The organism is Pseudomonas sp. B21-031 (assembly GCF_024748985.1).
Taxonomy (GTDB): domain Bacteria; phylum Pseudomonadota; class Gammaproteobacteria; order Pseudomonadales; family Pseudomonadaceae; genus Aquipseudomonas; species Aquipseudomonas kermanshahensis.
Genome location: NZ_CP087181.1, coordinates 4542816 through 4554886 on the forward strand (window position 1 = coordinate 4542816; position 12071 = coordinate 4554886).

Here is a 12071-nt window from a genome sequence, read left to right on the forward strand (position 1 = left end):
GCAGACTCCAGATACAAGAAACCCCGCACTGGGCGGGGCTTCGCTTGAGTAACACCGGGTCAGTCGAACAGCTGCAGCAGCTCAACAGCCGGCGCCGACAGATCGGGCAGCAATATCAACAGGCCGGCGCGGTACGGCTGTGCCTCCCTGGCTAAATCCGGGTTGGCATCGAGCACTGCCTCGACCGTGCCATTGAGATTTCCATAATGGTGCTGACAGATCACATCGAGCAGATCCCCGTCAGACGTTCTGCAGGTCGTTGCCATAGCTCACAAACTCCAGGTTGAAGCCCTGTTTACGGGGGATACCACCTGCCAGCAGGTGGCTTTGCTCCTCTTCGATACTGACCAGGCACCAATCGCCCAGCACCTCGCCGTAACCCGTAACCAGCTTCAGTGCCTGTAGGTTGCGACCGATGCTACGCAGCACGCTCAGTTGCTTGATGCCGCCTTTGTGGTGCGGGAAGATCGCACCCTTGAGCGTTATCTTTTCCTCCCCCAACCCCACTGCCTGCTGGGCCACGCTTCGACGCAGACGCTCTTGACCAGCCCAACGGAACGACGTCTGACGACGCAGTTCGTCAAAGGCGGCCGTGCCCAGGTTGAAGTAGTACGGCTGCTTTTTCGGATCGTGTGGCTGGATGATCAGCAGGTGCGGGTAAGGCGCGACCGCCTCAGGTAGCGGAGTGGCCGACCCCAACAGGCCGCCGGTCGGCAGCACGTTGGACAGCGACGGGCTAACCAACCCCGCCACCCGGCCGGCCTGAGCTGTGACCTTCGCTGCCATCTGCTTGAACGTGCCGAGCCGCTCCTGCACCTGAGCGGCACCGGTCACTGCTCGGCTATACATCGACGCCACTTGCCCTACCTGAGACTGCGCCACGTTGATACTGCGCACGATCCGGCCAAGCTTGGCTCCGGCTTCAGGCCCCACGAACGGAATATTCTCCAGCTCCGACGCGGCGCCTGTGATGCTGCCGACTGCACTGTTGAGCGGTGACAGCATGCCGTCCACACCTTTACGTCCAGCCTCCCCTGCTGAAACCAGCCCGGAAAGGGACGACTCCAGCTGCGCCATGTAGGCCATAGGCCCTCCTTAAACATGCGGTTGGTCGAACAGTTGAGCCGAAGCCATGCGCGCCGATGCTTCGCGCTGCCATGCCTCAAACAGCTGACGCAGTGGCGACTCGATTTCACGGACGACCTGCGACGGGTCTTTCACATCGCCCTGCACATCGATCTTGATGTTTGGCGAGAACGAAAACGCCTGATCCACTTTCGGCGCCGATACCGCTCCTGGTGCAGCCGCTCTGGCTGGTTGAGCCACTTCGGGTATCCGAGGTGGTATGGGAGCAGACTTAGCCGCCATGTCACGCACCACATCACCGAAACCAGCCGGCAAGTTTGCCAACTGGGGAACAGCTGACGGTGAAGCGCCATCGGCAGCGGGCCTACGCTCGCGGCTGTCGATCATCACAGGCACCGGTGCCGATTTAGCCGGCACCTCGCGCACCGTCTCTCCCAGCTTCACCGGCGGCGGTGTCGACGCCGGTTGCGGTTGGGCTTGCGGTGGCACCAGGCCTGCACCCGGGAAACGCACCTTGTTGGCCGTCAACGCCGGCAACAGGTACGGGTCCTTGGACTCGGGGTCGCGCGGGTCATACGACACCGCAGGCTCGGTCGGCGCCGGTGTAGCCAGGGCTCGCACTGAGCTGCCCAACTTCGGTGCTTCCTGCAGCACAGATTCAGGCACAGGGTCAGGTTGCGCCGGCGGCCGTACCAGCGGCGCACCCGGGAAGCGCACCTTGTTTGCCGTCAATGCCGGTACCAGGTACGGGTCCTTGGACGCCGGGTCGAGCGGCTCATACGAAACTTCAGGTTCAGCCGGGGCTGGGGTAGACACGGCTCGCATCGTGTCGCCCAACCTCGGAAGTTCCTGTAACACCGGCGCCGGTTCAGGCTCGATCACTGGCTCAGGTTGCGCCGGCGGCCGCACCAGTGGCGCACCTGGTAAACGCACCTTGCTAGCCGTCAGCGCGGGCAGGAGGTACGGATCTTTGGACGCCGGGTCGAGAGGGTCATACGACACTTCAGGCTCAGCCGGGACCGGGCCGCCCACGGCTCGCACCGTGTCGCCCAACCTCGGCAGTTCCTGCAGCACCGACGGCGGTTCAGTCTCTGCTACTGGCTCAGGTTGCGCTGGAGCTGAAACGGTGACGCCGCGCAGCGTATCGCCCAACTTCGCCGGCGGCTCCTGCACGCTCGGTGCTGCCTCGGCTTGAGGCTCGGGTTGCGCCGGCGGCCGCACCAGTGGCGCACCTGGGAAACGCACCTTGTTGGCCGTCAGCGCGGGCACCAGGTACGGGTCCTTGGACACCGGGTCAAGCGGGTCGTACGACACCTTGGGCTCGGGCGGCACCGGGGCTACTGCGTTACGCACCGTGTCTCCCAAGGCCGGTACCGGCGGCGCCGGCATTGGCTTGGTGACAGGTTCACGGTTGTCGATCACTACCGGCGCCACGACAGCAGCCTTTGGGGCCGCTGGCAACGGAACCGAGGTATCAACCTTGGGGATTGGCTTGTCCTTCTGCGACGGAGCCAGGGTTACACGTAAAGCCTCCCCAGGTACTGCCGGACTTTCTGACTCAGCCTTGGGGGCGGACTCGGGTTGCTCATCACCAAACCAGCGCTTGCCCAGCCACCCACCCAGCGATTCGCCACCCATGCCACCGAGTACAGCGCCGACTGCACCGCCTACTGCAGTGCCTATGACAGGCACCACCGAGCCGATGGCCGCCCCGGCCGCCGCGCCTGCGAGAGTCCCCGCAAGGCTGCCAGCTGCACCACCATACCCTTCTGCCTTCTCATCTTGAGATGTGGCATTCATCGCGACATCGATCGCAGCAGCGCCGGAGTCAACCACGTTCCCACCAGGCAATCGCTTGGCCAGACGTGTAACGCCGCGCACCGAGCGAGCAACCCTGCCCAGCTCTTCGAAGCCGGTAACCACCTTCGGCGCAGCTACAGGAATAGCCGGCTTCACCAGTGGCGACTTGGGCGCCTCAACCTTCACCCCGGGCCGGGCTGGAGCAGCTTGTCTTGCCTCACGCCTACGAGCCCTGCGCCGGCTTCTACGACCGCCCCGAGCAGGGGCTGCAGGCGCACTGTTTGTGACGCTACTGCCGATCCCGCTGAATGCATCGGCATTGACCACAAAGACCCGCTGCGTGTCATCCCTGCCTGCTAGCGGGTCATTTGCCGGCGCCGCATCCTTCGGCGTTGCTCCAAACACCTTACCCAGCAGGCCAAGGCCAGTGTCGACCACTTTGCTGCCCGTCTTAGGCAGCTCAATGGGCGTACGATCGCCACGCCCCGCCCGGCCGGCCATCCTCTCCAGACCTCGACCTCGCGCGATGTTCAACACACCCCGCCCGATCTTGAACGCGCTGGATGCCGTCTTGAGTGCGAGGATGGCCGCCACGGTACCGGCAATGCCCGCCACAACAGCCGGGAACTTGTCCGACAGCGAAGTAATGCCACGCGCGACGGCTGTCAGACCCTTCGATGCCATGTCAGTAGCCGGGCGGATCGCATCGCCAATGCTGCGCATGGCGTCGTCAACCGCCTGGGCTGTCTCGGCCCACTGCTGCGCTGATGTTTCGCGACGCTCAGCCAGGTTCTTGTCGAGAATTCCCGTTGCCTTCTGCGAGTCGGCCTTGAGCTCCTCGTATAACCCCCTGTTCTGCCCATAGGCAGTGAGCGCCGCCTTGACCTGCATGTCGGCGAAGATATCGCCGGTGCGTAAGGTCTTTTCCAGAGCGTCCAGCGCCGCCTTGGCTTTCTCAGGGTCGACCTCCTTGTCGATCTTGGCCTTGGCCGCCTCGATCTTCTTGGCCTTCGCGGGGTCGGTCGCCTCGACGTACTTCATGGCCAGGGCCATGGACGCCTCGATGACGTTCATGCCCTTCTGCAAACCGGTGTTCAGCGAGGACTGATAGTCAATGCCAGCATCCTTGTAGGCTTTGACTACATCACCGGCGCCGATCTTCTCCATCCAGTTCTTGAAGTTGTTCGCCGCTTCGTCCGAGCTGCCGGCGGTCTTCATCTGCACCTGCAGCATCGAGCCCAGCGAGGTCACCGCGTCTAGCCCGGTGATCCCGTTTTTCTCCATGCCGGCCAGCAGTTGCGGGAACCACTTGGCCATGTCGCTGGCCTCGAAGCTGCCCGCCTGACCTTGGTAGGCAATAGCCTCCAGCGCCTGCTGCATGACCTTCGGGTCGTTGATTTTGGCGTTTTGCTGCAGCGCCTGGATCATCGACGCCGTGTCGACACCCGAAGACCCCTGGCCAATCGCGAACTTGGCCGCGACAGGGGCATAGGACAGCGCCTTGTCCAGCTCCATGCCGGCACCGACCAACTGGTTGACCAGGTCAGCCACGTCATTGCGGGACATGCCGGTGTCTTTGGCCGTATCAATCACCGTCCGGGTGAGCTGCCGCTCCTCCGGCTTGTTGACGATATCGGCCTTGATCGCAATGTCACGGATGACTGCTTGATAGTTCGCGCTGATCATTGTCGGCACGGCGGCGGCGCCCGTGGCGACCACCGCCTTGCCAATGTTCGACTTGAGCGATTCCTTGCCCGCCTGCAACTGCTGGTGACCCTTGAGTTGCAGATCGGCGGCTCTCGCCTCGCGCCCCAGGCGCTGATACTCGCGACTGAGGCGACCAACCTCGATACCCTGCTTGCGAAGGGCATCCAGATTGCTGTCCAGCTTACGCAGTAGTTTGTCGGCGCCGGCCGCACCGCTGTCGTGCGCCCGCTTCCACTCTTCACGCAGCTTGACGGTTTCGCCAATGGTGCTTTTCAGCACCTTGGCCCTGTTGCCTTTGGCCTCCAGTTTCTGGATGCCGTTCTCGACCGTCTTGAATGCAGCGCCTACCGATGAGGCGACAGCACCCCCGATCACCAGCGATAACGCTAGCCTGCTTGCCATCGGTGCCCCCTATGCAAGCTCAATCCGTAAGCCACCAAACCATGTCCGCGTAGGACATGGTCAGGATCTCTGCGGCGGAGAAATTCAACTCAGCCGCAAGTCGCTTGGCAGCTTGCTTCTGCGTGGCCGGATTAAAGCTCGTCGTCTCGCACCAAAAAGTTGTACCCGGTCGCCAGGCGGTTGTAGTCCTTGTAGGTGAGGCCCTCCAGGTCTTTGACGTGAACATCGGCCAAGGAGGCGAACAGATTCAGCTCGCGCTGCTCATCGTCACCGTCCGAGGTTTGGGTCGAGTTGCGGATATCGCGGACAGTCGGCGCCCGCAGGGTGATGGTGTCCTGCCGGACACCGTTGAGCTCGGCCGGGCTGGTCAGCGTTACGGTGACGCGGTCGGCTTCGAGCTTGATGAACTTTGGCAGTGGCTTGGCCATGGTTTGAGGTCCTTGATTCGGAAAGAGATATGAAAGGGTGGGGAGGGATTACAGGCCGAGGTCCCGGCGCTGGCCGGCCAGTTGGTCGACGCCATTGATGACGCGCTTCATGCCGGCCGGGTCGATCTCATAGATGACCTCGCCGGCGACCTCCAGCTTGTAGTAGGTCAGGGCCACAGCGTGCTTGAGCTCGGCCTTATCGCCTGGCTTCCAATCCCCCATATCCAGCTCTTTCAGGGTGCCGCGCTGGGTGACGATGACTGCTTTGGTTTCACCTTTCTGGCCCTTGAACGAGCCACGGAAAGTGCCGTTGAAGGCGTTGCCGTCGGCCAGGCCGAAGAACTTGAGCGACTCTTTACGCACGCCAGTGGTGGTGAAGTTGGACTCCATCTTCTCCATGCCCACGTCCATCTCGATTGGCATGTCCATGCCACCTGGGCGGTGCTCTTCCATCTTGAGCGTTAGTTTGGGCAAGGTCAGGCTGGGCACGTCGCCCTGGAAGCTGACCCCATCCACAAACAAGTTCATGTTGGCCAGAATTTCGGGAATCATTGCCATGTGATGCGCTCCTTACGCGACTTGGTCGAGAACTTCGGTCAACCACTGGTTGGTAACTTCGATACGGAAATTCGGGTTTTCTGCCGGTGGAACGTCGGTGAAGCGGATGTTCCAATACACCTTGCCCTGCTCCAGCTGGCTGGTGGAGTTGAGCACCGGGTCGGCGTAGACCTCGAAGTTGATGATTGCGCCCTGGGCTTTCAGGTCGCGCATGAAGGCCTGCAGGCCCTCGGTCACGTCGCGGATGTAAGTCGAGGTAATGCCCCGGTCCACCGCCCACTTGTGGCCGTACAGGATCGCGTCCATGACCATGTCCATGGTCCGCACGCGTGTGACGAACGCCCATTTCGAATCGCTCGACAGCGTGCGGTTGCCCCACAGGCGGAAACCGTCGTCACGGATGATGGTCGCGATATTGGCGTTGTTCAGCAGGTTGGCCCGGCACGTCTCGTCGCCGTCCAGGTACTCGATTGCTCGGGTGGTGCCGGTGATACCGACAAACTCCTTGTTCGACGGCGACGACCAGAAACCGTATTCGCTGTCGGTGTAGGCAAACATGCCCGCCGCCCAGGCCGAGGCCGGCGCGTCTACCGTCGCACCAGACGCGCCGGACGTGGTGTCCCAGAACTGCACACCTGGATCGACCATGTACAGGCGCTTGGAGCCGAACAGCTTGGCGTAGGTGGTGGCCGCTTCGTCGGTAGTGCCGGGGCCGTCGATGATGCCGATGGCGCGCAGCTTGCCCGCAATCGAATCCATGGCCGTGGCCACCGCCTGAGTGGCACTGTGCTTGGGTGCGATGATCAAGCGCGGTTGCGCGTTGAAACGGCTCTTACCATCAAGCAGCGCCTGCAGGCCGGTACGTTTGCCGCTGGCCTGCACCCCGCCAATGATCGCGGAAGTCTGCGCCGCCGCATCCGCGCCCTTGGCCACGCCGGTGGCGACGATCACCGCCTTGGAGCGGGCATAGATGGCCTGGCAGGCCTTGGTAACAGCCGAGGCAGCACCGAACGCGGCGACCGCCTCGCGCTCGTTGGTGATCAGCACCAGGTCGCCAATTTTCGCCGTAGCCCCGGCGCCTTCGGTGAAGGTGTCGACCAGGCCAATGATCGAGGACGACGGCAACGAAACGTTGCGCGCTCCGGTGTCGACGTTCGATACGGTAACGCCGTGAAAGAATCCAGCCATTTGATACTCCAGAAAGCACAAGGCCGCGTCATGCGCGGCCCGAGGGGTGGGAGGGAAGGAAACCGTCAGTGCTGCAGGATCTGCAGCACCTGCACCAGCAGCGCCACGGTCAGGCAGGCCACCAGCGGGCAGAAGAAGTCGAGGCGACCGTCTACGGTCCATCGCCAAATGCGCAGGCCGTCGTACCAGCGCAGGTTGGCCAGGTGCACCGACTCGACGTGCGACAGGTAGCGCTCGCCTTGGGTGTACTCGCGGCCGGCGAAAAAGAAGATGCCGGCAGCGGCGCCGGCCCAGTGGCCAGCGGGGACGCCCAGCAGGGCAAAGGCGCCCCACAGGGCGCCCATGATCAGCAACGCCGCCAGGACGTGCTCAAAGTGGGTTCGATTCATGCGTGCCCTCCAGGCACAAAAAAAGCCGCTTAGCGGCCCTTGGGGTTACGGGGTGGGAACTGACTTAAACGTCGAGGCCGAGGCCCTGCACGCTCTCCTTGATCGCTGCAATGGCCAAGTCGGCAATGGCCTCGGCTTCCGCGTGGGTTGTCGCTTTCTGCACGTCCTGTTTGCCCTTGAGGCGCAAGGTGCGCAGGCTCAGCAACGCATCATCCCAAGCCTTGGCCTTGGCCAGAATGCTGTCGGCGGCCTCCTGCGGCTCCAGCCCTGCAGCATCTGCCCAGGCCTTCACATAAACCGGTGTTTCGCCAGCGTAACCGGCCTGCTGGAACGCGCGAGCCTCGTCCGCAGCACGCTGATGCTCCAGGGCACGCAACGGGTCGTTGATCACCGACGCGCGAGCCACATCGGCCGCTTGGTCGATCTGCATGGCCGCGACCAGCAAGGCGGCTCCCACAGGCAGATTTTCGTATTTGTAGCCAGCAAGGAACGCGCCGCCAAAGTCGACGCTCAAGTTACGGGTTTGCATAGGGTGTACTCCGAATTACAGGGAAGCGAGGTTAGACATAACGTGGCCCAGGTCTTTCACCAGAGCGCCGGCGGCCACGTTGCTGACGTAGCGACCAGCAAAGCCACTCGGGAACGACACGTTGGTGGTCGCCAGAACCACGCTGCTCGACGTCACACCGATGAAGTTGCCGAACCAGTCCGCAGCCATGGTGACGGCCACGTTTTCCAGGGACACGTTGAAGACGGTCGGCACGTTCACGCTAGAGAAACCACGGAAGAACGAGCCGGCACGGGCGTTGTTCGGCGCTGGGGTGAACCCGGCAGGCGACGGCAAATAGATATCCATGTCTCGAATCGAAATCAGATTCGACGCGAGGTACATGTTGAAGCCGGTCATGTTGGTGGTGGTGATGTTGTTCGCATCGGTGCTGGTGATGTACTTGGGCTTGAGCTTCGGCCGTACACCGTTTTTCGCCACCCCGACCAAGATCAACACCGAGTTCAGCGAGCCGATACCGGCCGGCATGTCGTAGTCGTCCATAACGTACGCCGTGCAGACGCCGCTGGGCGGGGTAACCGCGATAGCCTTGTTGATGGTCTTGAACGGCTCGGCCTGGGTGCCCTTGTTGGTGTCCAGGCCGTTGACCGGGTCGACATACCAGGAGCGCGAGGTTTCCGGCGATGCTGCGATAGCGGCCGCAACGGCGGCATCAATGCCAGCCTTGCGGGTCTGGAAGTAGGCCAGCAAGGAGTTAGTTTGCGTGACCAGGTTAGCTACATCAGATTCGAGACTCATGCGTTCTACGCTCCATAGGTGTTTTTGGTTACTAGGGTTTGCAGCGCGATAACAGCCGCTGCGTTACAGATTGAAAGGCTCAACAAGCCTTCGCGGTCGCTGTCTTGGCGAAGCTCGACGGCCTGCAGGCGCTGCGTATGGTTGTCGAGCACCACACCAGCCCGGCGCGAGACTTCGCCCTGGGCGTCCAGCTGATCCTGCCGCTGCAAGCCACGCAGCTGCTCGGAGACCACTGCGGCGGCATTGCCGATGACACCGCTGGCCAGGCCTTCGCGGTCGGCTTCCTGACGGCGCTCGACGTCCGACATGCGCGACAGCAAGCGGGAAAGCTGCTCCCCCGCCACGCGCTGCCACTGGCCTTGCTGGTCGATCTGGTCTTGCCGCTGCAGGCCGCGCAACTGCTCGGCAATCAGTGCCTGCGCTTGCGCAGCCAGTGGCCCGGCCAGGCTCAGACTCAGCCCGGCCTCGTTGCTGACAATCGTCACGCTGTCCGCCGGCAGCGCTGACAGCGACAGGTCGTAAGCCAGCAGCAAATCGGTGTCTGCCGACTTGTAGGCAAGCGGGTTAGATGAATCGGACCACACCGCCAGCAGGGTGCCGTCGCTCAGCAGAAAGCCGATTTCCCGCACCCAAAAAGCGCGGTCGCCATCGGCCAGGGCGGTCAGGTGTAGCAAGGTGCTGCTCAGGCGCTCGCCGCCGGCAATCGGGTACTTGGCCGTTTGCGCAACCAGGCTTTTCTGGTCGGCCGACGGTGTGTAGCCCGAGGTGCCCAGGGCGATATGGGTGATCTGCGCCGCGATGCCGGTGTTATCGGCTCGCAGGATCGCCGCCAGCCCCGCCTTGGTGATCACGGGTTGTAACGGGGTACTCATAGAACAGCCTCCATCGTGCTGCGCACGACGACTAGGGCACGGGTCGCACTGGCGACCACAAAGCCCGATTCAGCGTTGATCGGAACGCCCAAGGCCTCGACAGACCGCCGAGACACACCGAATGACCGGGTAGCATTGGCGAATTGCAGGCCCTGCACCGCCACGTCGATCTGCACCGCCTGGGCATTCATGCTCAGACGCTGCAGGCCGTACCCGCGACTGGCGTTGGCAAACAGCAGGCCGCCGTCAAAGCGCGCGCCAAGGCGAAACTCGTAGTGGCTGCGCTCGTTCTTTGCCGCGTCGACCAGGGCGCGCAAACGCGCCCCCAGTTGCGGCGAGATAATCGAGCCCTCCCCCTCGCGGTTTTCGTTCGCCCAGGCCGTGACCTGGAACGTGTACGGGGCCGCGTTCGGGATCTGGTGCCAATCTTTGAAATCCGCGTTTACCCGTACCGCCTTGAGCACCCGCCGGATCGCGCCGACGGTGCCCTTGGTTTTGTGAACCGGGATTGCCTCGCGGACCAGCTCGCGGCGCTGGGCGTTGGTGTTGGCAGCCTCCCAGCCTTCGACCTTCCAGGCCCAACCAAGCCAAGGCAGGAAGTCCGGCGGGCAGCGCGTCGAGTCGGCAATGCACCGGATGATTTCCGGGTCAATGCCCTGCTCGCTGGCCGCCTCCAGCGAGCGCTCCAGCAGCGTGGCGTTGTGCGGCAGCAGGCTCACGTCGCCACCTGCGTGGTCAGCGTGATTGACGTACAGTTGGGGTAATGCCGCTTGTCACACGCGATACCTGCAGTCGGGTACACCAGGTCAACCTGGCTGATGCCCGTTACGTGTAACGCCGCGTAGATCGCTGACAGCGGCAACTGCCCCTCCAGGCTTCGCGCCTCGGCAATGGCCGCATCCAGGCCTTTCCGGGCGGTCGCTTTAACCACCGCCGGATCTGGCCCGGCCTCGACGTGCAGAACGGCCTGCACCTTGAAGTCGGTAGGCGCGCCCGTTTGCACGCGCGGTCGGTCGGTGACCGGCCGCACGCTTTCGGCTGACAGCGCCGCCTGCACCGTGGCCACCAGCTGGGCCGGCAGCGAAGTGCTATCCAGCCTTGGCAGAATGGCCAGCGACACGTCGCCGGGCAGTGGCTTATCCAGCCCGGCGTCGTAGTCACAGACCACCACAATGGCCCCGGCCGGCAGTAGCGCTTTAACCGTGGCGTCGAGTGGCAGCCCGGAAAACCGGGGCGAGTCGACCGACACGTTAACCAGCTCGGCCGAGGCGGTCAGCCCGTAGTACTCATATGCGCCACGGCTTCCGGCAACGGACAGCGCCTCAAGCGACAGCCGCGTGCGGTAGCGCAGCGCCTCGTCGTCTTCCATGACGGCCTCCACCGGAGGCACCGCATCAGGATCGGCCGCGCGGATGGTCAACCGCTGCACACCGTAGTCAGCGGCGCGGTTATCCAGGTCGGCACCCTTGGCATAGGCCAGCAAACTGGCCTTGGCCGCCGCGTTGACCCGCGCCCGCATCATCAGCTCGCGGTAGGCAATCACCTCCATCAGCTTGACGACCGGGTCGGACTCCAACAGCGCTGTCCACTGGTCGCCCATGTGGCTGCGGAAAATGCCTACCACCTCCTGATACAGCGCCTCAAAGTCCAGGGTTTCCACCACATCGGGCGGGGGCAGCAAAGACAGGTCAATCATGCTCTCACCTCCACGACGGCCGAATTGCCCAGGTACTGGCCTGTCAGTTCCAGACCTATCTGGCCATCAAGCACGGAAACCACCTTGACGCGCTCCAGCTGCACGCGCGGCTCCCAACGGCCCAAGGCGCGGGCCACCTCGGCCTGCACCGCACTTTTCCAGCCCTCGTTAACCGGCAGGTCGATAAAGCGGCGCAGGTGACTGCCGTACTCCGGCACCATGCGCCGAGAGCCCAAGGGGGTGGTCAGAATGTCCTCAATCGACTGTTTCAGATGATCGAGGCCCGAAAGTGGCTGACCGGTTCGCCGGTCCACGCCAATCATGGTTAGCCGTCCAGGCGCTGCAGGTCGGCGTGGCCACCCAGGAACGCCAAGGCCTCGTCGTCATCGGCCTGGACGGTCACGCGACCGGCCAGCACCTTCAACTCGCGCAGTTCGTCGCCGGCCTGCAGGAAAAGCGAGCGCGAGGTATAGGCACTGTCGCCGAAGGTCACGCCACGCGCCGCGACCTCCACAACAGCGGCGGTACCTTCCGCACCAGGTATAACTGCGGATTCGCCCGCATCCGTTGCCGCGTCATCCGCAGCAGTTTTCTTGACTGCCATAAAGTGATGCTCCAGAAAAGACAAAGCCCGCGAGA

14 protein-coding genes are annotated in these 12071 nt (G+C 63.2%); all 14 read right to left on the reverse strand.

Going from position 1 to position 12071, the window contains the following annotated elements:
* Positions 1 to 59: 59 nt before the first annotated feature.
* A complete protein-coding gene (locus tag LOY53_RS20175) occupies positions 60 to 266 on the reverse strand; it encodes a tail protein X (protein WP_056804632.1) in 207 nt (68 codons plus the stop codon).
* Positions 241 to 1086: a phage tail protein gene (locus tag LOY53_RS20180; protein ID WP_258703193.1), complete on the reverse strand. Its 846-nt coding sequence runs from the start codon at positions 1084 to 1086 to the stop codon at positions 241 to 243. The genes LOY53_RS20175 and LOY53_RS20180 overlap by 26 nt, the downstream gene beginning before the upstream one ends.
* 9 nt (positions 1087 to 1095) lie before the next feature.
* Positions 1096 to 4995 (reverse strand): phage tail tape measure protein, encoded by a 3900-nt coding sequence (locus tag LOY53_RS20185; protein WP_258703194.1) that lies wholly within the window; start codon positions 4993 to 4995, stop codon positions 1096 to 1098.
* A gap of 131 nt (positions 4996 to 5126) precedes the next feature.
* The gene (locus LOY53_RS20190) at positions 5127 to 5423 is read right to left on the reverse strand and encodes a phage tail assembly protein (RefSeq protein ID WP_258703195.1); all 297 of its coding nucleotides are present in this window, start codon (positions 5421 to 5423) and stop codon (positions 5127 to 5129) included.
* Between the two features lie 48 nt (positions 5424 to 5471).
* Positions 5472 to 5981: a phage major tail tube protein gene (locus LOY53_RS20195; protein ID WP_119369084.1), complete on the reverse strand. Its 510-nt coding sequence runs from the start codon at positions 5979 to 5981 to the stop codon at positions 5472 to 5474.
* Positions 5982 to 5993: 12 nt separating this feature from the next.
* A complete protein-coding gene (locus LOY53_RS20200; protein ID WP_258703196.1) occupies positions 5994 to 7169 on the reverse strand; it encodes a phage tail sheath family protein in 1176 nt (391 codons plus the stop codon).
* Between the two features lie 65 nt (positions 7170 to 7234).
* Positions 7235 to 7558, reverse strand: coding sequence for a hypothetical protein (locus LOY53_RS20205; RefSeq protein ID WP_258703197.1), 324 nt, complete (start codon positions 7556 to 7558; stop codon positions 7235 to 7237).
* A gap of 64 nt (positions 7559 to 7622) precedes the next feature.
* Positions 7623 to 8087 (reverse strand): hypothetical protein, encoded by a 465-nt coding sequence (locus LOY53_RS20210; protein ID WP_258703198.1) that lies wholly within the window; start codon positions 8085 to 8087, stop codon positions 7623 to 7625.
* Between the two features lie 15 nt (positions 8088 to 8102).
* The gene (locus LOY53_RS20215; protein ID WP_258703199.1) at positions 8103 to 8864 is read right to left on the reverse strand and encodes a DUF1565 domain-containing protein; all 762 of its coding nucleotides are present in this window, start codon (positions 8862 to 8864) and stop codon (positions 8103 to 8105) included.
* Positions 8865 to 8869: 5 nt separating this feature from the next.
* The gene (locus LOY53_RS20220; RefSeq protein ID WP_258703200.1) at positions 8870 to 9736 is read right to left on the reverse strand and encodes a phage tail protein; all 867 of its coding nucleotides are present in this window, start codon (positions 9734 to 9736) and stop codon (positions 8870 to 8872) included.
* The gene (locus LOY53_RS20225; protein ID WP_258703201.1) at positions 9733 to 10455 is read right to left on the reverse strand and encodes a phage tail protein I; all 723 of its coding nucleotides are present in this window, start codon (positions 10453 to 10455) and stop codon (positions 9733 to 9735) included. The genes LOY53_RS20220 and LOY53_RS20225 overlap by 4 nt, the downstream gene beginning before the upstream one ends.
* Positions 10452 to 11432, reverse strand: a complete 981-nt coding sequence (locus tag LOY53_RS20230) for a baseplate J/gp47 family protein (protein WP_258703202.1) — start codon at positions 11430 to 11432, stop codon at positions 10452 to 10454. Before LOY53_RS20230 ends, LOY53_RS20225 begins: the two co-directional genes overlap by 4 nt.
* A complete protein-coding gene (locus LOY53_RS20235) occupies positions 11429 to 11755 on the reverse strand; it encodes a GPW/gp25 family protein (protein WP_258703203.1) in 327 nt (108 codons plus the stop codon). The genes LOY53_RS20230 and LOY53_RS20235 overlap by 4 nt, the downstream gene beginning before the upstream one ends.
* 2 nt (positions 11756 to 11757) lie before the next feature.
* Positions 11758 to 12036, reverse strand: coding sequence for a hypothetical protein (locus LOY53_RS20240; protein ID WP_258703204.1), 279 nt, complete (start codon positions 12034 to 12036; stop codon positions 11758 to 11760).
* Between the last annotated feature and the right edge of the window lie 35 nt (positions 12037 to 12071).